At 42.8% G+C, this 23,349-nt stretch carries 20 protein-coding genes; 11 read left to right on the top strand and 9 right to left on the bottom strand.

Features of this window, described 5'->3' with window-relative positions:
- The first annotated feature begins 889 nt into the window (after positions 1-889).
- The 3 genes from NSTC731_RS10150 to NSTC731_RS10140 are packed head-to-tail and all read left to right on the top strand — an operon-like array spanning position 890 to position 6,182.
- Positions 890-3,451 (top strand): GAF domain-containing protein, encoded by a 2,562-nt coding sequence (locus NSTC731_RS10150; RefSeq protein ID WP_445630699.1) that lies wholly within the window; start codon positions 890-892, stop codon positions 3,449-3,451.
- Positions 3,445-3,894, top strand: coding sequence for a response regulator (locus NSTC731_RS10145; RefSeq protein WP_445630698.1), 450 nt, complete (start codon positions 3,445-3,447; stop codon positions 3,892-3,894). Before NSTC731_RS10150 ends, NSTC731_RS10145 begins: the two co-directional genes overlap by 7 nt.
- Before the next feature lie 5 nt (positions 3,895-3,899).
- Complete coding sequence (locus NSTC731_RS10140; RefSeq protein WP_445632055.1) at positions 3,900-6,182, top strand: response regulator; 2,283 nt, start codon at positions 3,900-3,902, stop codon at positions 6,180-6,182.
- Between the two features lie 252 nt (positions 6,183-6,434).
- Here the strand turns inward: NSTC731_RS10140 and ychF are convergent, their stop codons facing one another.
- The 3 genes from ychF to yidD form a co-directional block, all read right to left on the bottom strand.
- The gene (gene ychF, locus NSTC731_RS10135; RefSeq protein WP_445630697.1) at positions 6,435-7,526 is read right to left on the bottom strand and encodes a redox-regulated ATPase YchF; all 1,092 of its coding nucleotides are present in this window, start codon (positions 7,524-7,526) and stop codon (positions 6,435-6,437) included.
- 45 nt (positions 7,527-7,571) lie between these two features.
- A complete protein-coding gene (locus NSTC731_RS10130; protein WP_445630696.1) occupies positions 7,572-7,799 on the bottom strand; it encodes a hypothetical protein in 228 nt (75 codons plus the stop codon).
- A 179-nt stretch (positions 7,800-7,978) separates the two neighbouring features.
- Positions 7,979-8,215 (bottom strand): membrane protein insertion efficiency factor YidD, encoded by a 237-nt coding sequence (yidD, locus tag NSTC731_RS10125; protein ID WP_012412579.1) that lies wholly within the window; start codon positions 8,213-8,215, stop codon positions 7,979-7,981.
- A gap of 60 nt (positions 8,216-8,275) precedes the next feature.
- On the opposite strand from yidD, the gene NSTC731_RS10120 reads away from it, so the two are divergent.
- Together NSTC731_RS10120 and NSTC731_RS10115 are read left to right on the top strand one after the other, a co-directional pair.
- Positions 8,276-8,977 carry a diacylglycerol/polyprenol kinase family protein gene (locus NSTC731_RS10120; RefSeq protein ID WP_445630695.1) on the top strand — a complete coding sequence of 234 codons (702 nt, stop codon included), beginning with the start codon at positions 8,276-8,278 and terminating at the stop codon, positions 8,975-8,977.
- 221 nt (positions 8,978-9,198) lie between these two features.
- Complete coding sequence (locus NSTC731_RS10115; RefSeq protein WP_445630694.1) at positions 9,199-9,678, top strand: pentapeptide repeat-containing protein; 480 nt, start codon at positions 9,199-9,201, stop codon at positions 9,676-9,678.
- 243 nt (positions 9,679-9,921) lie between these two features.
- Here NSTC731_RS10115 and NSTC731_RS10110 read toward each other — a convergent pair whose 3' ends face one another.
- Positions 9,922-10,821 carry an alpha/beta fold hydrolase gene (locus tag NSTC731_RS10110; protein WP_445630693.1) on the bottom strand — a complete coding sequence of 300 codons (900 nt, stop codon included), beginning with the start codon at positions 10,819-10,821 and terminating at the stop codon, positions 9,922-9,924.
- A gap of 448 nt (positions 10,822-11,269) precedes the next feature.
- Between NSTC731_RS10110 and NSTC731_RS10105 the strand changes: the two genes are divergently transcribed.
- The 5 genes from NSTC731_RS10105 to NSTC731_RS10085 all read left to right on the top strand — a co-directional run bounded on the left by NSTC731_RS10105 (position 11,270) and on the right by NSTC731_RS10085 (position 14,955).
- Positions 11,270-11,824 carry a thioredoxin family protein gene (locus NSTC731_RS10105; RefSeq protein WP_445630692.1) on the top strand — a complete coding sequence of 185 codons (555 nt, stop codon included), beginning with the start codon at positions 11,270-11,272 and terminating at the stop codon, positions 11,822-11,824.
- 71 nt (positions 11,825-11,895) lie between these two features.
- Positions 11,896-12,624, top strand: a complete 729-nt coding sequence (gene pyrH / locus NSTC731_RS10100; protein ID WP_322669722.1) for a UMP kinase — start codon at positions 11,896-11,898, stop codon at positions 12,622-12,624.
- Positions 12,611-13,159, top strand: a complete 549-nt coding sequence (gene frr / locus NSTC731_RS10095; protein ID WP_445630691.1) for a ribosome recycling factor — start codon at positions 12,611-12,613, stop codon at positions 13,157-13,159. The genes pyrH and frr overlap by 14 nt, the downstream gene beginning before the upstream one ends.
- Before the next feature lie 194 nt (positions 13,160-13,353).
- Positions 13,354-14,475: a geranylgeranyl reductase family protein gene (locus NSTC731_RS10090; RefSeq protein ID WP_445630690.1), complete on the top strand. Its 1,122-nt coding sequence runs from the start codon at positions 13,354-13,356 to the stop codon at positions 14,473-14,475.
- A 54-nt stretch (positions 14,476-14,529) separates the two neighbouring features.
- Positions 14,530-14,955: a hypothetical protein gene (locus tag NSTC731_RS10085; RefSeq protein WP_445630689.1), complete on the top strand. Its 426-nt coding sequence runs from the start codon at positions 14,530-14,532 to the stop codon at positions 14,953-14,955.
- A gap of 247 nt (positions 14,956-15,202) precedes the next feature.
- Here NSTC731_RS10085 and NSTC731_RS10080 read toward each other — a convergent pair whose 3' ends face one another.
- The gene (locus NSTC731_RS10080; protein WP_445630688.1) at positions 15,203-15,760 is read right to left on the bottom strand and encodes a Uma2 family endonuclease; all 558 of its coding nucleotides are present in this window, start codon (positions 15,758-15,760) and stop codon (positions 15,203-15,205) included.
- Positions 15,761-15,882: 122 nt separating this feature from the next.
- Between NSTC731_RS10080 and lysS the strand changes: the two genes are divergently transcribed.
- Entirely contained in the window at positions 15,883-17,406 is a 1,524-nt protein-coding gene (gene lysS, locus NSTC731_RS10075) for a lysine--tRNA ligase (RefSeq protein WP_445630687.1), read from the top strand.
- 417 nt (positions 17,407-17,823) lie between these two features.
- Here lysS and purF read toward each other — a convergent pair whose 3' ends face one another.
- From purF to NSTC731_RS10055, 4 genes are all read right to left on the bottom strand, one after another.
- Positions 17,824-19,323: an amidophosphoribosyltransferase gene (gene purF, locus NSTC731_RS10070; protein WP_445630686.1), complete on the bottom strand. Its 1,500-nt coding sequence runs from the start codon at positions 19,321-19,323 to the stop codon at positions 17,824-17,826.
- 499 nt (positions 19,324-19,822) lie between these two features.
- A complete protein-coding gene (purL, locus tag NSTC731_RS10065) occupies positions 19,823-22,219 on the bottom strand; it encodes a phosphoribosylformylglycinamidine synthase subunit PurL (protein WP_445630685.1) in 2,397 nt (798 codons plus the stop codon).
- 30 nt (positions 22,220-22,249) lie between these two features.
- Positions 22,250-22,654: a type II toxin-antitoxin system death-on-curing family toxin gene (locus NSTC731_RS10060; RefSeq protein WP_445630684.1), complete on the bottom strand. Its 405-nt coding sequence runs from the start codon at positions 22,652-22,654 to the stop codon at positions 22,250-22,252.
- Entirely contained in the window at positions 22,641-22,955 is a 315-nt protein-coding gene (locus NSTC731_RS10055; RefSeq protein WP_445630683.1) for a hypothetical protein, read from the bottom strand. The genes NSTC731_RS10060 and NSTC731_RS10055 overlap by 14 nt, the downstream gene beginning before the upstream one ends.
- Between the last annotated feature and the right edge of the window lie 394 nt (positions 22,956-23,349).

The raw sequence follows: 23,349 nt of genomic DNA, 5'->3' as shown, positions 1-23,349 counted from the left end.
CAAGAGTGTAATTCTTGAGCAAAAATTCAACCTCAGCAAAATCACCACAACTCAAAAATTCAGCTATTATTTAGCCGTATAAATACGTAAGTAAAGACTATTAACTTAAAAAATGGAGTAAAAATATACTTCAGGCTACTCGCTCTCGTCGGCAAATTTGATACATTTGCTGCTTTTTAGTAGAGTTTATTTATACATCCGGAGTAGACTGATTGAGCTAATTGAGGATACCCTTAGCCATGTATTGGAAATACTAGAGCCATATCTCACAATCAGCCGCCGTGCATCGATGCTGATGTAGATAAATTTCGCATTAATGTAAAAGCCAGTTTTTCTGAGAATTTCGACACAGTAGAAGACGATCGCATCGACCTAGAATGGTTTAGTCCGACTAGTAAATTACTCTGGTCAAATCACTAAATCTCTTATGTCTAATAACTAAATCTAATCATGCATAGTAAATAATCTCAGTCCTAAACTTGTCTACACTAGGATTATGGCGATGTCTACGATGGTCACTGAGCTTGTCGAAGTGCGGGCTAGACCTAGACAATAACTTTGCGGCGTAAACAGGCAGTGGCTGATAATAGTTTGTTGAAAAAGTTGTAAAGTATACTCAAAACCCTTATTCAAACTTCTCCCTGAAACGGAGAGAGGCTTTGAAACAGTCATTCTCTTGTAGGGGAAGAGAGCTGAGAGAGTTAAGTTTCTAAGGCTTAGATGCGATGAAAAATACTTTTCAAACATCCTTTAAGAATCGCTTTTAACAGACTTTCCTGAACAGCCAAAGGTGAGGAAAGGGCTAACAATTATTAAAAAACGTTAAGCTCTTTTTCAGATAATCACACTGATGACTCGATATCACATTTAGATTTATTAAAAAAAGTTAATGAAACCTAGACAGATTGATACAGAAGTAGCGAGGTTAGAAGCCCTCCGCCAGTATCAAATTCTTGACACAGAACCCGAAGAAGCCTATGACAATCTTGCTCAGTTAGCGGCCTTTATTTGTGGCACACCCATATCCTTGGTAAATTTTATTGATGAAAACCGTCAATGGTTTAAGGCAAAAATAGGTTTAGATGTATCAGAAATGCCCCGTAGTGTTGGGTTATCTTATCTTTGCCAAGAGCAGCGTCATGTTGTGGTGATTCCTGACACCCTTGTTGATGAGAAGTTGGCAAGTAATCCGGTAGTAACTGGCTATCCATATATACGGTTTTATGCAGGTGTACCCTTAATTACTCCGCAGGGAGATATGCTGGGAACTCTGTGCGCGATTGACCAAGTTCCACGACAACTAAGCCAAAAACAAGTGGAGGCATTTGTGGGTTTGAGTCGCCTGGTAATTGACCAACTCGAACTCAGGCGTCATGTAAGTGAGGTATCTAAAGTTACTGAGAAATTAGTGGCACACGAGCAAGCAGCCCGCGCCCAATCTGAAGCCGCCAAAACCCGCATCACTAATCTTCTCGAAAGTATCACTGATGGTTTTTTTGCCTTGGATCAAAAATGGCAATTCACCTATATTAATAGTCAAGCAGAACGGCTGTTGCAAAAAACTCACAATGAGCTTTTGGGTAAAAACATCTGGGAGGTGTTTCCAGAAATTATCGGCACAACATTTGATTGTGAATATCGCAGGGCAATCTTAGAACAGGTTAGTGTCGAATTTGAGGAATTGTATCTGCCACAGCAGTGGCTTAAAGTCCACGCCTATCCAGCAAAAGACGGCTTGTCTGTTTATTTTCAAGATGTTACTGAACGACGCAAAACAGCAGAAGCACTACGAGAAAGTGAAGAACGTTGGCAATTAGCATTAAATGGTAATAATGATGGTATTTGGGATTGGAACCTCAAGACTAATGAAGTGTTCTTCTCAACTCGATGGAAGGAAATGCTCGGCTATAAAGACTACGAAGTTTCCAACCATTGGGATGAATGGATAAGACGAATCCATCCCGATGAGCAAGATTGGGTAATTCAGGCTTTCCAAGACCACTTTGCCAAGAAAACACCGTTTTACGTCTGTGAATATCGAGTCCAATGCCAAGACGGCAGCTATAAATGGATTCTAGATCGAGGACAGGCACTTTGGGACGCATTGGGTGATATAGTACGGATGGTTGGTTCTTATACTGATATCACAGATCGGAAGCGGGCAGATGAAGAATTAAAGCGGCAAAATCTGCGATCGCAATTATTTGCCGAAATCACCCTGAAAATTCGAGAATCTTTACAAATAGATGAAATTCTTCAAACCACTGTCACAGAGGTACAAAAACTACTGCAAGCCGACCGAGTGTTGATTTTTCGACTGGAACCAGACGGTTCGGGAACAGTTGTACAAGAAGCAGTTCTGCCTGGTTGGCCGGTAATTCTAGGAGAAAATATTTTTGACCCCTGCTTTAAAGAAGAATATATAGAGAGATATCGCCAGGGAAGAGTAAGTGCCATTGAAGACATTGAAGCTGCTCATATCCAACCATGCCATCGAGAATTTCTTCAGCAGTTTGCTGTTAAGGCTAATCTGGTAGTGCCGATTCTTGTCAGGGACGATATTTGGGGCTTATTGCTAGCTCATCAGTGTAGCGCACCTCGACAGTGGAATCAGTTTGAGATGGATTTGTTACAGCAATTAGCGAACCAAATTGGGATTGCTTTATCTCAGGCACAACTATTAGAAAAAGAAACCCAGCAAAGTCAGGAACTTACTCGTTCTAATGCAGAATTAGAACAGTTTGCCTACGTAGCTTCCCATGATTTGCAAGAGCCCTTGCGGATGGTAACTAGTTATTTACAACTGCTGGAGCGGAGATACAAAAACCAACTGGATATCAATGCGGATCAGTTTATTGCCTATGCAGTAGATGGGGCCAGCCGGATGCAAACCCTAATCAATGATTTGTTAAACTATTCCCGCGTCAGCACCCGTGGACAGCCTTTTGTGCCAGTTGATTGTAGTGTTGTCTTAGAACAGGTGCTTGCTAATCTTCAAGTGGCGATCGCAGATCGAAAGGCAGTAGTCACCTACGATACTCTACCTCAAGTGATGGCTGATGCTACCCAATTGACACAAGTATTTCAAAACCTGATTGCCAACGCGATCAAATTTTGCGATCGTCAACAGCCATTAATTCACATTGGAGTAAGTAAGAGAGATACAAATATATCAGATGGAAAAAATTTAAATTTTATCCCCTCAGAGGATGAATGGTTGTTCTGGGTGCGTGATAATGGAATTGGTTTGGAATCCCAATATACTGAACGTATTTTTATAATCTTTCAGCGCTTGCACGGTAGAGACAAGTATCCAGGTACTGGAATTGGTCTGGCAATTTGTAAGAAAATTATCGAACGCCACAGCGGCCGGATTTGGGTTGAGTCGAAACCGGGTCAAGGCTCGACTTTCTACTTCACAATTCCAGATAGAGCAGGTAAGCAATGGTAAACACCATAACAGCGATTATGCCTATTGAGGTTTTGTTAGTAGAGGATAATCCTGGCGATGTCCAACTTACACGCATCGCCCTAGAAGATAGTAAAATCTCAATTCACTTAAACGTAGTCGAGGATGGTGTAGAGGCAATGGCATACTTGCGAAAACAGGGAAAATATGCTAAATTACCTCATCCAGATATTGTACTGCTCGATTTTAACCTTCCGAAAAAAGATGGACGAGAGGTATTAGCAGAAATAAAAGGAGATGAAAACCTCAAACGAATTCCTGTAGTAGTTTTGACTACTTCCCAAGCTGAAGAAGATATCCTCAAAGCCTATAACCTTTTTGCTAACTGTTATATAACCAAGCCAGTAGATTTCGATCGGTTCGTTAAAATTGTCCAATCAATAGAAAATTTTTGGTTTGCGATCGTAAAACTGCCACCGGAGTAGTGGAAATGGCAGGTGAAAATATTATTAAAGTTTTGTTAGTAGAAGACAACCCTGGTGATGTCTTATTGTTACAAGAGTTATTTAAGGAAGTGATCGCAGTTGTAGTTGAGTTGATGCCCGTTGAACGGCTTTATGAAGCAGTCAACTACCTAACAAACGAAACTTTTGATGTGATTTTATTAGACCTCTCGCTGCCAGATAGCCAGGGATTACAAACCTTTGTCATTGCTCACAATCAGGCAAAAGCAACTCCAATCATTGTGCTGACGGGTATAAATGATGAAACCCTAGCAACTAGCGCAATGCAACAAGGAGCGCAAGATTATTTAGTGAAAGGACAAGTAACTGGTGACTTGCTGGTGCGATCTATGCGTTATGCCATTGAACGTCAACGGGCAGACAACGCACTACGGCAGAGTGAGGAGCGATTTCGGGTTGCTCTCAAAAACTCTCCAATTTTTGTCTACAACCAGGATAAAGATTTACGGTACACCTGGGTTTACAATCCCCCATCTGGATTGACAGTTGAGAAAATATTGGGCAAGCAAGACTTAGATATCATCCCAGTAGAAGATGCTCAACATCTGATCGCAATTAAACGTGGAGTGCTGACTACAGGCATCGGAACGCGAAAGGAAGTATCAATTACCATCAAAGATACAACGCGATATTACGATTTAACTGTCGAGCCACTACGGAATGAAACCCAAGAAATTATCGGGGTGACATGCGCCAGGATAGATATTAGCGAACGACAAGCTGCGCTACGCGATCGCAAGCTAGCAGAAGAAAAAATTCGCGAACAAGCAGCATTACTAGATGTCACCACAGATGCCATTTGCGTCCGAGATTTAAACAATCAAATTATCTTCTGGAACAAAGGCGCAGAAACACTTTACGGCTGGCAAGCTACAGAGGCTTGCGGTAAAAATGCTAGTGAACTTTTGGATGACGAACCTTCACCGGAAATTGAAGCGGCTCTATTGCAAGCTATTAGTCAAGGTAAGTGGCAGGGAGAGTTAACAAAACTTACTAAAATGAACAAAGAAGTCCTTGTGGCTAGTCGCTGGACTCTGGTATGCGATGAACAAGGAAAACCAAAATCAATTCTCACCGTTGACACAGATATTACCGAGAAAAAGCATCTAGAAGCCCAATTATTTCGCGCTCAACGCTTGGAAAGTATTGGCACTTTAGCTAGTGGTATCGCTCACGACCTCAACAACATCCTGACACCGATTTTGGCAGGAGCGCAACTGCTACCGCTGAAATTTCCCAATGTAGATGAGCGGACTCGTCATCTTCTAGAAATTTTAGAAATTAACGCTAGACGCGGTGCTGATTTAGTCAAACAGGTACTATCCTTTGCGCGGGGTGTAGAAGGGAAGCACATAACTTTGCAACTCAAACATATAATTGTAGAAATTGCCAAGATTCTGAAAGAGACCTTTCCCAAATCGATAGAAATCAGCACTAATGTACCGCAAGATTTGTGGATGGTTTCTGGAGATAGTACTCAACTGCATCAAGTGCTGATGAACCTCTGCGTTAACGCCCGCGATGCTATGTCCAACGGTGGTACTTTGAGTATCTCTGCTGAAAATATGTTGATTGACGCAAATTATGCCCGCATGAACCTAGAAGCTAAAGAGGGGCCTTACATAGTGATTACTGTCTCCGATACTGGAGTTGGGATTCCAAAACAAATGCTAGATAGAATTTTCGAGCCATTCTTTACTACAAAAGATGTCGGACAAGGCACTGGTTTAGGACTTTCCACAGTATTGGGGATCGTTAAAAGTCACGGAGGTTTTGTGAACGTGTATAGTGAACCGGAAAGTGTCACTAGCTTTCAGGTTTACTTGCCAGCAGTGGGCGGAATAGAAACAATTAGCCCCGAAGATTTGCCACCACAGACAGGACATGGAGAATTGATTTTAGTTGTGGATGATGAAGCAGCCATTCAAGAGATTACGATAACATCACTAGAAGCTCACAACTACAAAATCTTAGTTGCCAGTGATGGCATTGAGGCGATCGCGCTATATGCTCAAAATAGAGACAAAATTAGTGCCGTCCTCATGGATATTATGCTGCCCTCACTGGATGGTTTAACAGCCATACGTACCTTGCAAAAAATCAACCCCCAAGTCAAAATTATTGCCAGCAGTGGACTTATGTCCGACAAGAAGCTCAGTGCAGTAGCAGCTATTGGTGTCAATACGTTTTTGTCAAAGCCCTATACTGTCAATGAATTATTGCTTTCTTTGCAGAAAGTACTATCATGAATCAAATACTTACGTAAGTATACTAGTATTTTGGATTACAACAAAATACTCACAGCTTGGCTGTATTGTGGGTGGAAGTAGCTACTAGATTTTGAGGATTGCTGGTTTATTTGCGATCGCCTTGCATATTTTTATCCACATTAGAGAATATTTGTCAATTTATTTATGGCGATGCCTACGGCGGGTAAAGCCTACGCAACTTAGTGTAAGTAGACCATTATCTTATCGATAACGGCCACTCATTAATTACATCTACACATTAAATCGGAACAACATTACATCCCCTTCCTGCACAACATACTCTTTGCCTTCACTGCGAACCAACCCTTTTTCCTTCGCCGCATTCATCGAACCAGTTGTTACCAAATCTTTATAAGCAACAGTTTCGGCGCGAATAAATCCCCGCTCAAAATCACTGTGGATTACACCAGCAGCTTGAGGTGCAGACATTCCGGCATTAATTGTCCAAGCGCGGGTTTCTTTGGGGCCGCAAGTAAAATATGTCCGTAAGCCTAGAAGCGTGTAAGTTGCCCGAATCAACGATTTCAAACCGCCTTCTTCTACGCCTAAAGACGCCAGAAAATCAGCTTTATCTTCTTCTGGTAATTCCACTAATTCAGCTTCAACTTGAGCCGAAACTATCACAACTTGAGCATTTTCTGTCGCTGCAATTTGCCGTACTGTTTCCACAAAATGATTACCAGTTGCCAACTCATCCTCAGATACATTCGCGGCGTAGATAATCGGTTTATAAGTGAGCAAATCTAGCCCTTTAATAATTACTTCTTCCTCTTCATTCAAGCTTACCTGACGCACCGATTTCCCTTCATTTAAAGCCGCAGCTAATTTTTCTAAGACTGTGATTTCAAACTGTGCATCTTTGCTGGTACGAGCTAGTTTACGAGTGCGGTCAATTCGCCGCTCAATTTGTGCTAAATCTGATAAACCCAACTCTAGATTAATGATTTCAATATCTCGTGCTGGGTCAACAGAACCAGCAACGTGGATAATATCATCATTCTCAAAACAACGTACCACATGGACGATCGCATCAACTTCCCGGATGTGGGACAGGAATTGATTTCCTAGTCCCTCACCCTGACTAGCACCTTTAACTAAACCGGCAATATCCACAAATTCAACCCGCGCCGGGATGATTTGTGCCGAACTGGCAATTTTAGCAAGAACATTTAACCGTTCATCCGGTACTGCGACAACGCCGACATTCGGTTCAATCGTGCAAAAAGGGAAGTTAGCCGCTTCTGCTTTAGCATTAGCAACTACAGCATTAAATAAAGTAGATTTTCCGACGTTGGGAAGTCCGACAATTCCGGCTCTTAGCATTTTGGATTTTAGATTTGAGATTTTGGATTACATTACCAAGGTAATCTAAACAGGTTCCGGTATGGTTTGGGGAATTGTCCCTGGAACCGTCTGAGGAATGGGAGCAGGTACTGGTTCTGGTACAGGCCCCGGTAACGGTTGAGGAATCGCTGGCCCCGGTACTGGTTCGGGACTAGGTAACGGATTCGGCTCAGGATTGGGACTAGGTAGCGGACTCGGGCCAGGAGTAGGAATTTGTGGTTCGGGTATAGAAATCGCAGTAGGCTTAATCATCGTAAGTCCAAATTAAATTATTCAACCTCCCCACGCTAGATGACAACCTCAACTGTTGACATCTCCCCAAATAGCTATACCCACAAACACTTCATTTAATAATCTACCCCTCTTCTCATTCTCTGCGTCCCTCCGCGCTTCCCTCCGCGCCCCTTTGCGTTTAAACTCTAATCCTCAAACTACTCCTCCTTCACCTTTTCTACCACCTCTGGCACTGGATCGTAACCACCTGGATGAAACGGATGACAGCGCAAAATCCGCCGAGTTGCCATCCAGCTACCACGTAATACTCCGAATCGTTCAATAGCTTCAATAGCATACATCGAACAAGTTGGTTGAAAGCGACAAGTCGGGAGAAACAACGGCGAGATAAACATTCGGTAGCCCCGAATCAGCCAAATAAATAATAATTTCATTGCAGCTACCCAAATCTTATAAATTAGTAACAAGGGTAAAACTTTTCATTTGTCGCATCTTTGTTAATTACATTTTCTGACTTCACCTCAATTCCGGTTTTCTGGCTGCAAATTGCGTCGGCTGCAATTTGGGTTTTACTCATCCTCCTGATTGCATGGGTGGTAAACCGCTTCGCCGACGAGCCAGAAATCGTGCGGAAGATAGTTCATATTGGCACTGGTAATGTGATTTTAATCGCTTGGTGGCTAGATATTCCCGCCAGTGTAGGGATTACAGCTTCTATTTTAGCGAGTGCAATCACCTTATTATCCTACCGATTACCAATTCTTCCTGGTATTAATAGCGTTGGACGGCAAAGCTTAGGGACATTTTTCTACTCTGTCAGTTTTGGTATTTTAGTCGCCTGGTTCTGGTATTTGCAACAACCTCAATACGCAGCACTAGGAATTTTGATTATGACTTGGGGAGATGGATTTGCAGCTTTAATTGGGCAACGTTTTGGTACACACAAGTATAAAGTTTTTGGGATAGAAAAAAGTTGGGAAGGCTCCCTAACTATGATGCTCGTTAGCTATGTCGTCAGTAGTTTGATTTTAGTTGGAACTCAAGGAAACAGTTGGCAAACTTGGGCAGTATCACTTGTGGTAGCAGTTATAGCTACTGCTTTAGAAGCTGTTTCATTTTTGGGTATTGACAATTTGACAGTTCCTTTGGGCAGTGCAGCCCTTGCCTTCTTTTTAAGTCAGTTAGTTTTGAATTAGTAATTGCCTTGAGTACTATTCCTAATTGAGCAAACAAGAGATAATGCCAAAAATTTATTGTTAGTCAATAAATATAGGGCTTCTCATCTGATTCCAATACGGGTAATACCAATTCTGTATAAAGATGCTCCAAATCAGATGAGGAACGAACCGCAAAGGGCGCAAAGTACACAAAGAAAGAAATAAAAAGTATATGTATTAGTTAATGTGAGGGTTGGGTTATGGATGCTGAAGAGTTGTACAGGCGCTATGCTTCTGGGGAGAGAGATTTCTCTGGTGTTGACTTGAGCTATGTCAACCTTAACATTGCTAGACTTGATGAATATGACCCCACTAGGAATAATCTTAGCGGCATTAATTTGAGTAGTGCTAATTTGACTAGAACCAACATGATATGCGTCAACTTGAGTGGTGCTAATCTCAGTAGTGCTTATCTGGGACGTGCTACTTTGACTTCTGCTAACCTGACTAATGCTGATTTGAGGGATGCGGATTTTGATTGTACTGATCTCGAAGGTGCTAAACTAATCAATGCCAATCTGCGTAGTGCCCATCTTAGTTCCGTCATATTGTATGGAGCTGACTTGACTAATGCCGATTTGACTGGTGGTAGTCTTACTGGTAATGTCAGATACCTGACTTTATGCAACACTATCATGCCAGATGGTACTGTTAGAACTGAGTTCCTTGATACTGAGTGAGTAAGCTAATGATTCTGTATCGGCTAGGAGAAATGAAGTGATTGGTATTGGAACAGGACTCAAATAATCTTCAATATGTTCTTGAATATCTTCAGGAATATTTGAAAAGAAGTCTATTCCTGTCAAATTTTCAAGTTTATTCACAGTCAACCGCCAATTTTTTGTATCGGCTCAATCAACAAAAAATAAATCTTTTTGAATATATTCAATACCATCCATTACGTGAAAATTGAGCCGAGTCTATTACCGCGATCGCTCCAAAATCCAATCGAGTAAAATCGGATTGACTAACTCCGGCGCTTCATCCTGCGGACAATGCCCCACTCCCTCTAAAGGAATAAACTTTTCTACTTGCGGAAAGTTAGCTAATTTTCTCCCTAACTTAATTGGTTCCCACGGATCGGCTGTTCCCCATAAGATAATCGCTGGACACTGTAACAGTGGTAAAAGGTCTTCTGGTAATGGCCCTGTAGAATAAGAAGTAAAGGCAAGGAACACAGCCCCAGCCCCCGGATCGCTTGCTGGTGACATGAGAATATCCACCAACTCATCTGTCACCATCTCAGGATTCGAGTATGCCTGTAGAAGAATCTTCCGTACTGTTTTTGGTTTGGCGAGTTGATTGAAAAAGAAATTACCAACTGGTTTGATAGATAACAGGCGTTGCAGTAAAGGCGCTCCATAACGACGAGATAAAGGTAAAGTTACCCGTTTGCGATCGTGCAACAGCCGTAAAGAACAGTTGAGCAAAGCAACTCCTAAGGCAATATCTGGGTTGCTGGCTGCTGCTTGCATGGCGACAATACAGCCAATGGAATTTCCGACTAAAAAAGCTGGCTCACCGACAACTTCACGGCAAAAATCTGCTACTTGCTGTCCCCAAGTTTCTAATGTGTAGGTAATTTTTTCACCAGGTTGAGGTTTTGCGGAACCACCAAAACCAATCAAATCAATAGCAAAAACTCGGCAATTTTCCGCTAATACGGGAATATTTTTTCGCCAATGCCACCAAGAAGCACCAAATCCATGAACCAGGACAACAGCTGGTCCAGTAGTTCCTTGGGTTTGGTAACATATCGGAAAATCTTGCCAAATCCAGGTTTTTGTAAAGTTAAGTGCTGTTTTTGAACTTGAGGTTGTCATGGTAAATTTTACGTAAAGAATCCTAAAAGCTTTTTAGTAGCAAGGTACAAATAAAATTGTTTTGAATTTGCAGAAAATTTATCAGATTTTCAAAATAAATCCTTGGCTCTAGTGATAGCTTATACATATACCACAAAAGCTTCTAAGCTAATAGTTTTATCCAGTCTAAAGAGTTTTCATCTTATTGATAGAGGTAATTTACTCATAACTGAGATTATGTCAGTATTAAAAATCATAACGTTTCTAATATGAGTAATATTTGGGCTATTTTTTAGATGTGAGTGAATTAGCATCAGTGCTAGATTCAGTAGTTTCACAATTTACGATCGCAAATTTGGTCTATAAGATTGGCGAATATGAGGCATCGGCTAAGGGGTGGTTTGCAACTGGAAACTGACGCTGAATTTAACAATATTTTTCTTGTTCCTAGTTCTGCGAGCCAGAAATCATGAATCTACTAGAAACAATTGATACTCCCGTTGGGAGCTACGCACCAGATTTTGAATTGCCAGGAATTGATGGTCAAGTACACCATCTCAGGCGTTATCTTGAGAAGTTCCGAGCAGTCGGCGTTATTTCTATGTGTAACCACTGCCCTTATGTCGATCGGTATTTAGGCAGATTAAAAAACATTCAAGCCGAATTTGCCCCAAAAAGCTTCACACTAATTGGACTCAATGGTAGTAATGTTGACTACGACACTAGGTCAAGCTTTGAAAATATGAAAGCTTTTGCCCGACATCACCAGTTGAACTTCCCCTACCTGTGGGACTCAACCCAAGATGTGACCGGTAGTTTCGGTGCAACAAAAACACCAACAGCCTTTCTCATAGATACTAATGGTATAGTCCGTTACAAAGGTAAAATTGATAATCATCCCCAAGATCCATTATCAGTGGGAGAGGATTATTTGAGAACTGCGATCGCTTCTCTGTTTAAAGGTGAAGAAATAGCCATACCACAAACAGAACCAGTTGGGACTACATTGATTTGGCGTAACTAGACATAGATAGTCCCTGTAACTGCTATCTTAAATTGGAGGCAATTGCAACTTTTTTGATAAAGCGTAACTTCATGGGAACGAATTACCGACGGGTTTTACTCAAACTGAGCGGTGAAGCCTTAATGGGAAACATGGGCTATGGCATTGATCCAGAAGTGGTCAAAGGAATAGCACAAGAATTAGCAGAAGTGATAGCCACTGGTACTCAAATCGCCATAGTTGTTGGCGGCGGCAATATTTTTCGTGGCGTCAAAGCAGCATCGGCGGGGATGGACAGGGCAACAGCTGACTATATCGGGATGATTGCCACGGTAATGAATGCCATGACGCTGCAAGATTCGCTAGAACACATAGGAGTACAGACGCGGGTGCAAACCGCGATCGCTATGCAAGAATTAGCAGAACCATATATCCGTCGTCGTGCCATCCGTCATCTTGAAAAAGGACGGGTGGTAATTTTTGGTGCTGGTTCTGGAAATCCCTTTTTTACTACAGATACGACTGCGGCATTAAGAGCAGCAGAAATCGATGCTGAGGTGATTTTTAAAGCCACCAAAGTAGATGGAGTATATGATGCCGATCCTCATATTTATCCTGACGCCAAGCGTTACAATAGCTTAACCTACGCGCACGTTTTAGCCCAAGATTTGCGGGTGATGGATAGTACTGCGATCGCCTTGTGTAAAGAAAATAATATCCCAATTCTGGTATTTGACCTAACGGTGCGAGGAAATATCCACCGAGCAGTCTTGGGAGAATCCATCGGCACCCTTGTGGGAGGTTCTTGTGAAATTAGCTGAAGCTGAAAGTACGATGCAAAAAACCGTTGAGGCAACTCAACGAGCTTTTAACTCGATTCGCACTGGTCGCGCCAATGCGAGTCTATTAGATAAGGTCTTGGTGGACTATTACGGTTCGCCTACTTCCTTAAAATCACTGGCAAATATTAGCACGCCAGATGCTACGACGATCTTAATTCAACCCTACGAGCGCAACACCCTAAACATCATTGAGAAGGCTATTTCCCTCTCAGATGTGGGTTTAACACCCAGTAACGACGGTTCTGTAATCCGGTTGAATATTCCGCCCTTAACGAGCGAACGCCGTAAAGAATTCGTCAAAATGGCATCCAAGTATGCCGAAGAGGGTCGTGTTGCTATTCGCAACATTCGCCGCGATGCCATAGACGCCATTCGCAAACAGGAGAAAGCCTCTGAAATCTCCAAAGATGAATCAAAAGACCAGCAAGACAGCTTGCAAAAACTGACAAATGAGTACACTGCCAAAATAGACTCGTTGTTGGCAGAAAAAGAAAAAGACATCACGACTGTTTAAAGTCTCAAGTCTTAAGCATAAAGGCTGAAGGATAATGGATAAATTCTTCAGCCTTTATCATTTCTTAAGTTATTGCATAAATCCTAGAAAAATTGATCGAGTAAGTAAGTAGACATGAATAATTAAAGTAGGAACAATTCATAAATTGCCCCTACTCAATAGAAAATAAACTAATTCTGGAGCAAAAATTCAATATGTACGACTGCATCATCGTCGGCGCAGGGCCAGCTGGTGGAACAGCTGCATATCATTTAGCCAAACAAGGTCGCTCAGTATTAGTGTTGGAAAAAGAATCTCTGCCAAGATATAAACCTTGTGGTGGTGGTGTATCTCCAGCGATCGCTCAATGGTTCGATTTTGATTTTAGCCCAGTAATTTCTGTAAAAGCCGACTCCCTTCGCTTTACCTGGAATTTGGGCGACCCCGTAGAAGCAAAAATCGCCACCAAAGAACCAGTCTGGATGGTACGACGAGATATTTTTGACCATTTCCTAGTGCAGCAAGGGCAAAAGCAAGGGGCTGAACTACGAGATAATACGGAAGTAACGGGTATTGAGTTTCAAAGTGACTATTGGCAAGTTAACACAACTAATGGCTCAGTTACAGGTCGCTACTTAATCGCGGCTGATGGTGTCAAAGGGCCAATGGCAAAATGGCTAGGCTTCAAAGACCGTAAACGCCGTTTAGCAGGAGCTTTGGAAGCAGAAGTGGCCGCGGAGGTCAAGGATAAATCTACAATTCACTTCGAGTTTGGCTTGGTCAAAAACGGCTACATTTGGAACTTCCCGAAGGCGGACGGTTATTCCATTGGTGTCGGTACATTTGTCGGCGGCAAACCCCAGGATTTTAAGAAAATTTTAGATGAGTACGCGCGATCGTTTAATGTAGATATCAAAACTGGCAAACAATATGGTTATCCTCTTTGCTTGTGGGATGGCAACCAAAAGTTGCATACTCAAAATGCAGTTTTAGCTGGGGAAGCTGCTTGTGTAGTCGATCCCATGACAGCAGAAGGCATTCGTCCGTCAATTTTTAGCGGTTTGATTGCAGCAGGAGCCATAAATGAGGCTCTTTCTGGTGATATCAATGCTTTAGAAAAATATAGCGAAGCCATTAATGAAGAATGGGGTACTGAAATGGCTTGGGCACAAAAATTAGGTGGGGCATTTTATCGCTTTCCTAGCATTGGCTACAAAGTTGGTGTTAAGCGTCCTTCCGGTGCGAAAATCATGGGTAAGATTCTGTGTGGAGAACTGCGCTATGGCGACGTTGCCGGTCGTGCCATCAAGCGTTTAATTCCTGGTTTTGGAACTTGAGCAACTTGTTAAAGTAAGCAAACTTCCGCCGCAGTGTACTAGATATTTCTCAATATGGCAATTTACTTGACAAAACGGCTATCTGTGTTCGCTAATATTCTTGCTCTTGTCCTCTTTATGCCGGGAATTGCCTTAGCTGCACCCCTTCAAATCAATACTACTTCTGGTATTATTTTCGCCCAAACTACTAAAACTGTAAGCTACTCCACCTCGCCGGAGATTAACCTGACTCCCCTACAACGGCAAGAACTTCAGGCTGTGCGTCAGAGAAGAAACAGGGAAATTGAGGCAGTATTAAACTCAGCCCAGCGTGCCCAACTTAATCACAATCTCCGGGCTGGTAATAATATCAAGCAAGCCCTAGAAAAACTAAATTTGCAACCAGAACAGCAAGATTTTGTAAAGGCGATCGTACAATTTACTAACTTGAAAATGAAGGCTATTTCATCTAGGCATTTGCTAAAAATAGGACATAATTAAAGGCTTAAAAGAAGCGATCGCCTAATAATTTTTTAGTAGCGATCGCCAGCAATTTTTATTTTAGCTGTCTCATACCAATTCGATCAAGAAATACGGCAAAGAGATAATTGTTTACTACATAGAAGCAACTAATTTAGGAAATGCTATGTTACTTTATTTAACTTAATTATTTTAATTATTAATGCGATGTACAACTTATTCTTAGAATCCCACTTTTATTATTCCTATACCCCACAGTCTGAGAGACTTATGGAAATAGTTGATTAATCATAACTTCAATTTCTGGAAATGCAATCAAGGATAATGTTGCGTCCTCCTGCAAAATAAATTCAAGATTGTAACCTTTCAAGCTTGGTTCGCGAAAAACATAAACCTGACGCTGATTCACATCTAAAATCCAGTAATCATTAATTCCTGCTTTCGCATAAAGAGGCGCTTTGTGTTTACGGTCTGCTTCTAGTGTTGTATCCGCTACCTCAATTAATAAAAAGATTTCATTCGGTGCAGGATGACGATCGATATACTTTCGCCCATCAATCTGAACAACAGCAATATCTGGCTCAGGTTCCGAGTATTCGCTCAACTGAATGGGATCTTTTACCCGAACTAGGGCAACTTTTGCTAGCAGTCGCTTGAGATAATCAGATGCACACAGCGTTGTCGCTGCATGGGGAGGATTTTTGGCGCTCATCGGGATAACTTGCCCATTAATCAGTTCTACCCGCTCATCGTCTGTAATAATACCCGTTTCAAACATCCGGTGATATTCGTTTACAGTCCACAGGCGCACTCTAGTTTGTGTCATTGTATTTCCTTTAGCGATACCTACAGTGGGCTACGCCTACGCACATCACTTTTAGGCGATTATCTTTTACTCTCAACTTTGGCAGCATCTATAATTAATCTTGCCCTATTTAGTTCGTTACCATGTCGGAAGAAGATATCCGAGCCGCAAGGCTGGAGAAAGTAGAACAGCTCAAGCAGCTAGGGACTAACCCTTATGCCTATCGTTGGGAATCCACCCATCATGCAGCGCAGTTGCAAGAAAAGTTTGCCAATTTATCGAGTGGTGAAGAAGTCGATTTGGAAGTTGCCATAGCCGGACGCATTATGGCGCGTCGCGTTTTTGGTAAATTGGCTTTTTTCACCTTGCAAGATGAAACCGGTACGATTCAGCTTTATTTGGATAAAAATCGCATCCAAGAAGGTATGGCAGATATTGATGCCGATGCCTTCAATCATTTAAAACAACTCACAGATGCAGGCGATATCCTGGGAGTTAAAGGTACTATTAAACGGACTGAAAAGGGCGAGTTATCTGTCTACGTTAAACAATATACTATCCTTACTAAATCCCTGTTGCCTCTACCCGACAAGTGGCATGGATTAACGGATGTTGCCAAGCGCTACCGTCAGCGCTACGTTGACTTGATTGTAAACCCAGAAGTGCGGCAAACTTTTCGCCGTCGCGCTCAAATTACTGCTGGGATTCGCCGTTATTTAGAAGAACGAGATTTTCTAGAAATTGAAACGCCCGTTTTGCAAAGTGAAGCTGGGGGTGCAGATGCACGTCCATTTATCACCCACCACAACACTTTAGAAATGGAATTGTATCTGCGAATTGCCACAGAACTCCATCTCAAACGGTTGATTGTAGGTGGTTTTGAAAAGGTGTTTGAATTGGGACGGATTTTCCGCAATGAGGGAATTTCGACTCGACACAATCCCGAATTTACGACGATTGAAGTTTACCAAGCCTACGCCGACTACAACGATATGATGGCGCTGACAGAAGGGATTATTACTACTGTTGCACAAGATGTACTCGGCACATTGCAAATCACCTACCAAGGGGAACCGATAGATTTAACACCACCTTGGCGACGGGTGACAATGCACGATTTAGTTAAAGAATTTACAGGCTTGGATTTTAATTCGTTCCAAAGTTTGGAAGAAGCAAAAACAGCAAGTAAAAATGCTGCTATCCCTGGTATAGATGAAGCTCAATCAATTGGTAAGTTATTAAATTTAGCCTTTGAAGAGAAAGTAGAAGCTAATTTAATTCAACCTACCTTTGTAATTGATTACCCTGTAGAAATTTCGCCCTTAGCAAAACCCCACCGTTCTGTACCTGGTTTGGTGGAAAGATTTGAGTTATTTATAGTCGGGCGAGAAACAGCGAACAGCTTCTCAGAACTTACCGATCCTATCGATCAAAGAGAACGTTTAGAAGCACAAGCGGCGCGGAAAGCTGCTGGTGACTTAGAAGCCCAAGGTGTAGATGAAGACTTTCTGACAGCTTTGGAATACGGTATGCCGCCTACAGGTGGTTTAGGGATTGGGATCGATCGCTTGGTGATGTTATTAACCGATTGTGCCAGTATTCGGGATGCGATCGCTTTCCCCTTACTCAAGCCAGAAAAATCAGAATCATCCCCAGAAGAATCCTAATCTTACACCCCATTCCTTAATCCCCTCCTTGTTTGCGGGGCTACAGTGTACACACATCCTGTCAATTAAGCCCAAACCTTGGATTTACCCCCCTTAATCCCCCCTTTGCAAGCAGGGCTGATTCATTCCATTTCAAACAGGATTTGTCAAGATGGTTAGCAAGAAAATTGTAAGTAAGCGTGACAAATAAATGAACATTTAAGTACTGAAATATCAGTAAAATAGTTGGTTTCATCGGCACGTCGGTAACAAAATAACTAATTTTCAATCGCTAGAACCTTTGATTTTTAAAGCTCTTTGGGGAATGAATCAGCCCTGCCTTTGCAAGGGGGGAAATCCGGTTCTCCCCCTTACCAAGGGGGAGTTAGAGGGGGTGAGAAAGACTTGTGTGTACACCGTAGCTTTGGCGGGGTTGTGTTACACCACTACCTTTTCTAAAATCAGCTTAGAACGTTTCACTTGCTCAGGAATCGTTACGGGATAATCTCCGGTAAAGCAGGCAGAACAGAAACTATTAGTATCTTCTCGTGTCGCTTCTAGCATTCCTTCCCAACTTAGATAGGCGAGGCTGTCTACTTCCAGTTGCTTGGCAATTTCTGCTACTGACTTGGTAGCAGCAATTAGCTGATCTTGAGAATCGGTATCGATGCCATAGAAGCAGGGATGAGTTACAGGCGGAGACGAAATTCGCATGTGTACCTCTACTGCACCTGCTTCACGTAAGGTTTTGACTAATTTACGGCTGGTAGTACCCCGTACAATCGAATCGTCTACAATAATTACTCGTTTACCTATCAGCACATCTTTGAGGGGGTTGAGTTTCATCCTCAGTCCCGATTCCCGCATGGTTTGGGTTGGTTGAATGAAGGTTCGCCCAACATAGCGATTTTTAATCAGTCCTTCGCCGTAAGCGACACCAGACGCTTGGGAAAATCCAATAGCAGCAGGTATACCAGAATCAGGAACACCAAAGACAATATCGGCATCTACAAAAGATTCTTTAGCTAACTGGTGTCCTAATCGCATTCGATAGCTGTACAAACTCTCGTTGTGCATGACGCTATCAGGGCGAGCAAAGTAAATCATTTCAAAGATACACAATTTCCGCTCGGACAGTTGACTCCAATGATAAGAAGCTAAACCTTCTTCTGTAATCCAAACTAATTCACCTGGTTCTACGTCTCGTAGGTATTCGGCTCCAATGATGTCTAAACCACAAGTCTCGGAAGCCAAAACGTAACGGACTGGATTACCAGCCAAAGTGCCGATTACTAAGGGGCGGATTCCATTAGGGTCGCGGACACCCATAACGCCGACGGGAGTGCCAATAACTAAACTAAAGGCTCCTTGGCAACGTCGAAATGCCTGAATTCCACCTTCTAGCCAATCAGCGCCCGTATCTATGGCTTCGGCGATCGCAAAAGCGATCATTTCTGAGTCTGTTGTGGTGACTAAGTTACATTTATTTTCAAGCAACTCTTGACGTAGTTGTATGGTATTGACCAAATTACCATTGTGTGCTAGCGCTATTGAACCTAAACGGGTTTCTAGTACTGCGGGTTGGGCATTAACTTTGCGGCTAGAACCTGTGGTGGAATAACGAGTGTGACCAACAGCAAGACTACCGGGCAATTGATCCAAAACAGATTCATTGAAAACTTGAGACACCAAGCCCATATCTTTGTGGAGATGTACTTGAGTTCCCTCAAAGGTGGCAATACCAGCTGATTCTTGACCCCGATGCTGGAGGGCATACAATCCAAAGTAGGTCAGTTTAGCAACGTTTTCTCCTGGGGCGTAGATCCCAAAAACACCGCAAGCTTCTTCTGGCTTGTCAGACTGATTTTCATGACTATTGATTGGGTTGTTGGTCTGGTCGGGGTATTCATCCGAAGTGACAGAATGAATAGAAATCATGCTAGCTTTGCTCCTGATGGGGGGGTCAATCAATTTTGGATTTGAGACTTCAGCTACGCTCAGTCGAACGATTGACGATAGCGGAGCGTAAAGCCTTCTCTACGAGAGGCTGCGCCAACGGCATGGCTTCGCTTAGAGCGAGTCCGCGTACTCTGTAAGAGTTGCAAGCTACGCGCAGCGTCTTGTAGAGAGCGTTTTTTGGATCGATCGCACCGTAGTAAAGATGCGGCTTGGGATTTAAGAATGGCTATTTCAGATTTTTTGCCCAGTAAGAGCAAGATATGAACTAGAAGCAACGCCCCTAATCCAAAATCTAAAATTCAAAATCTCAAATTGGTAGTCAGTCACTGGGATTATATAGATGGCTGGGGAGTTCTTAACAAATCTTTAACCATCCATTAAAACAGTACCCTAATTTTGCTCAGAGACGCTAATAAAAGAGTGAGGAATTAGGAGTGAGGGGTTAGGAGTTATGCATTTTATTCCTAACTCCTCACTTTCAACTCCTAACTTCTTCAGAAGTAGTGGTATGGATGGCGAGACGTTTGGCGATCGCATGGAAATAGCGATCGTTCATATCTTCGATACTAACTTTGATTAAGGTTTGGTTATCAGTGGTGAAAACCCCCAAACCCGTCTCAAAATTACCAACTACACCCAGTTTTTGCCATTCTTGACTCAGATGTTCCTGTAAATATGATTCCCAAATTTCTTGTTGTGCTGATGCTACAGAAACTAAAATTCTGGCACCACCTTCGGCAAACAACACCTCATCCAAGCGGTTTAACTGTGTAGGTGCTATTTCTAAATTGATTTCAGCACCAAGGTTGCCAGCAAGACAACATTCGGCTAGTGCGATCGCCACTCCCCCCTCAGCAGAATCGTGAGCTGAACGTACCCAACCATTACGAATTCCTTCACGACAAACTTTCTGGACGCGGCGTTCCAAGTCAAAATCAACCCGTGGTGGTTTTCCGGCAACAGTATTGTGGATGGTGGCTAAATACTCAGATGCTCCCAAACTGATTTGAGATGCTAAAGGCAATCCCAGAAGATAAATCACATCGCCGGATGCTTGCCAACCTTGACCACAAATTTTGGTGATATCAGGAATCAAGCCCACCATTCCGACAACAGGAGTGGGATAAATCGGTTGTGGGATGCCTTGAGAATCAAGAGTTTCATTGTACAAAGAGACATTTCCGCCCGTGACTGGTGTTGCCAATTCTCGGCAACCTTCCGCCAAACCGCGACAAGCTTCTGCCAATTGCCAGTAACCAATGGGTTTTTCTGGGGAGCCAAAATTCAGATTATCCGTCACCGCCAGAGGTTCTGCACCCACACAGCTAAGATTGCGTGCAGCTTCAGCCACCACAGCCTTAGCTCCCTCGTAGGGGTCAAGATATACATAACGAGGATTGCAATCTACCGTTGCTGCCACACCGCTTTGGGCATTGAGGGTTTCCTTGTCTGCTTGTCCCCTTGTCCCCTTGTCCTCTTCCAGCGGGCGCAAGCGGATAACAGCCGCATCTGCACCACCTGGAAGCATTAACGTATTATTTTGTACCTGATGATCGTACTGACGATATACCCAGTTTTTAGAAGCGATCGTGGGTGTATCGAGCAAAGTTAAGAGAATATCATTCCAACTTTGCAGTCCTCCTGGAAGTTCTATTCCAGCAGTTGTGGAAGCAGGTAGGGAGTCAGCAGTCCATTCCCAAGCTTGACGCGCATATTCTGGTGCTTCTGCCAACAACTCCCGATTATACAGTGGGGTATTTTCCGCCAAAGCTTCAGCGGGAATTTCTGCTGCTACTTCACCCTGAAAGAGAATTCGCACAATCGGATCGGCGATAACTGTCCCAGCAACAACGGCTTGAAGTCCCCACCGATGGAAAATGTCAATTAATTCTTGCTCGCGCCCTTTATGAGCAACAAACAGCATTCGTTCTTGAGATTCCGAAAGCAGATATTCATAAGGAACCATCCCTATTTCTCTGACGGGAATCTTATCTAAATCTAGTTCAATTCCCACACCGCCTTTTGCCGCCATCTCTGAGGTAGAACAGGTGATTCCCGCAGCTCCCATATCTTGGGCGGCGACAACTGCACCCGTCTTAAACGCCTCCAGACAAGCTTCAATCAACGACTTTTCTAAAAAGGGATCGCCCACTTGTACAGCAGGTCGATCGTCTATGGATTGATCGCTCAATTCTGCACTAGCAAAACTCGCGCCTCCCATACCGTCGCGCCCAGTGGTGGAACCAACATACAGCACGGGGTTGCCTAAACCAGATGCTCCAGATTTGACGATTTCTGAGGTTTCCATCAACCCCAATGCCATAACGTTCACTAGAGGATTACCAGAGTAAGCAGAGTCAAAGTAAACTTCGCCGCCAACGGTGGGTACTCCCACACAGTTACCATAATGAGAGATTCCTGCCACCACACCGCTAAACAGTCGTTGGGTTTTGGCATCTTCTAAAGAACCAAAGCGTAACGAGTTTAATAGGGCAATGGGACGCGCACCCATTGTAAAAATATCTCTGAGAATACCTCCGACTCCCGTTGCAGCTCCTTGAAAGGGTTCGACTGCTGAGGGATGGTTGTGAGATTCAATCTTAAAAGCTAGTTGGAGTCCATCACCCAAGTCTACAACACCAGCATTTTCACCAGGCCCCACCAAGATGCGGGGGCCATCGGTGGGAAATTGTTTGAGTAAAGGTCGAGAATTTTTGTAACAGCAATGCTCAGACCACATAACGCCAAACATTCCCAGTTCAGCTTTGTTGGGATGACGGCCTAGCCGACGGACAATTTCTGCATATTCTTCTGGTTTAATACCAACAGCCGCAATTTCTTGGGGGGAAAAGGCTGGTTTTGAGGTTGCAGTCATGGAAGTAATGCACTCTGGGGGGACAGAGCATTATTCTATCGATTTACTTGCCTGTAAGTGTAGTTCCAGAAATGTAGATAATTCTTCTTTGGATATTTCTTTCTGAACTACTTGAATCACCAAGTTGTAAGCTTGCTCTTGAGATAGGTTGAGAGTGTAGCCATTTAAGCTCAAAAAAGTAAGCATAACAGCGAAAGCGGTACGCTTATTGCCATCAATAAACGGATGGTTCATTGCTAAATGGTAAAGGTACGCTGCTGCTTGCTCGTGAATTGTTGGATGGAGAAGTTCACCGCCGAAAGTAGCTTGAGCTTGTGCCAGTGCTGAATCTAGCAAACCTTCGTCTCTAACACCTGATGTTCCACCAAATCTTTGAATTTGGCGTTGGTGAATATTTAAGACTTGAGAAATAGTGAGAAATTTAGGAGTCTGCAAGCTGAAGGAATACCTCTTCCCATTTTTTTTCAACTGCTAAGTAAGCCTGCCATACTTCTTCATCTGAGGCAATCTGATTTGAGGCAGTATTTTCTAACTTGTCTTCATTTTGTTCAATCTCGCGGAAAGATTGGGCAAAATCAGGAATATTTAATAATACTTTTTCAGTAACTTCGTTTTCTTCTGTTTCTTGCAAATAAGCCAGAAACGCAACTGCTAATCGCAACTTTTCAATAGAAAGTTGACGCAAACGGCTTTCGGCTTCTGATAAATAAGTGCTGTGCTTTTGTTCTGTTGCCATCGTTACCCCAAGCTAGGTTCGTTGCCAGTTATGAATCAGTTTTCTTGCTAACTCTAGCTTATCGCCCTATTGTGATTTACTCATTATGTTGCAAAACACAATGCCTACGGCGGCAAGCTACGCACTTTTACTTCCTGTAGATTGAAGCGCGATCGCTCTTTAATTTAAACTCTAACTAAATACTTGTATTTCCATCTTGGTAAATCTTGGCAGTAGATGCTTATACAGCCTTTATTACAAGCAAACTTGTTTCTTGGATGCAAGGGTAGTAAAACCTCAGAATGCACTCAACAGGATTATTCCGACCATGAGCTAGACAAGATGAAGATCATTAGCATACAAAATGCTTTAATCTTTAAAAATAACTTTATTTTTTAATCCTGGTGAAATTTCT

This window comes from Nostoc sp. DSM 114167, assembly GCF_052692655.1.
This window is presented reverse-complemented; position numbering and strand designations above follow the sequence as displayed.

Coding starts and splice junctions, on each gene's coding strand:
- NSTC731_RS10150 (WP_445630699.1), top strand. CDS start 890: ATGAAACCTAGACAGATTGATACAGAAGTAGCGAGGTTAGAAGCCCTC.
- NSTC731_RS10145 (WP_445630698.1), top strand. CDS start 3,445: ATGGTAAACACCATAACAGCGATTATGCCTATTGAGGTTTTGTTAGTA.
- NSTC731_RS10140 (WP_445632055.1), top strand. CDS start 3,900: ATGGCAGGTGAAAATATTATTAAAGTTTTGTTAGTAGAAGACAACCCT.
- ychF (WP_445630697.1), bottom strand. CDS start 7,526: ATGCTAAGAGCCGGAATTGTCGGACTTCCCAACGTCGGAAAATCTACT.
- NSTC731_RS10130 (WP_445630696.1), bottom strand. CDS start 7,799: ATGATTAAGCCTACTGCGATTTCTATACCCGAACCACAAATTCCTACT.
- yidD (WP_012412579.1), bottom strand. CDS start 8,215: ATGAAATTATTATTTATTTGGCTGATTCGGGGCTACCGAATGTTTATC.
- NSTC731_RS10115 (WP_445630694.1), top strand. CDS start 9,199: ATGGATGCTGAAGAGTTGTACAGGCGCTATGCTTCTGGGGAGAGAGAT.
- NSTC731_RS10110 (WP_445630693.1), bottom strand. CDS start 10,821: ATGACAACCTCAAGTTCAAAAACAGCACTTAACTTTACAAAAACCTGG.
- NSTC731_RS10105 (WP_445630692.1), top strand. CDS start 11,270: ATGAATCTACTAGAAACAATTGATACTCCCGTTGGGAGCTACGCACCA.
- pyrH (WP_322669722.1), top strand. CDS start 11,896: ATGGGAACGAATTACCGACGGGTTTTACTCAAACTGAGCGGTGAAGCC.
- NSTC731_RS10090 (WP_445630690.1), top strand. CDS start 13,354: ATGTACGACTGCATCATCGTCGGCGCAGGGCCAGCTGGTGGAACAGCT.
- NSTC731_RS10085 (WP_445630689.1), top strand. CDS start 14,530: ATGGCAATTTACTTGACAAAACGGCTATCTGTGTTCGCTAATATTCTT.
- NSTC731_RS10080 (WP_445630688.1), bottom strand. CDS start 15,760: ATGACACAAACTAGAGTGCGCCTGTGGACTGTAAACGAATATCACCGG.
- lysS (WP_445630687.1), top strand. CDS start 15,883: ATGTCGGAAGAAGATATCCGAGCCGCAAGGCTGGAGAAAGTAGAACAG.
- purF (WP_445630686.1), bottom strand. CDS start 19,323: ATGATTTCTATTCATTCTGTCACTTCGGATGAATACCCCGACCAGACC.
- purL (WP_445630685.1), bottom strand. CDS start 22,219: ATGACTGCAACCTCAAAACCAGCCTTTTCCCCCCAAGAAATTGCGGCT.
- NSTC731_RS10055 (WP_445630683.1), bottom strand. CDS start 22,955: ATGGCAACAGAACAAAAGCACAGCACTTATTTATCAGAAGCCGAAAGC.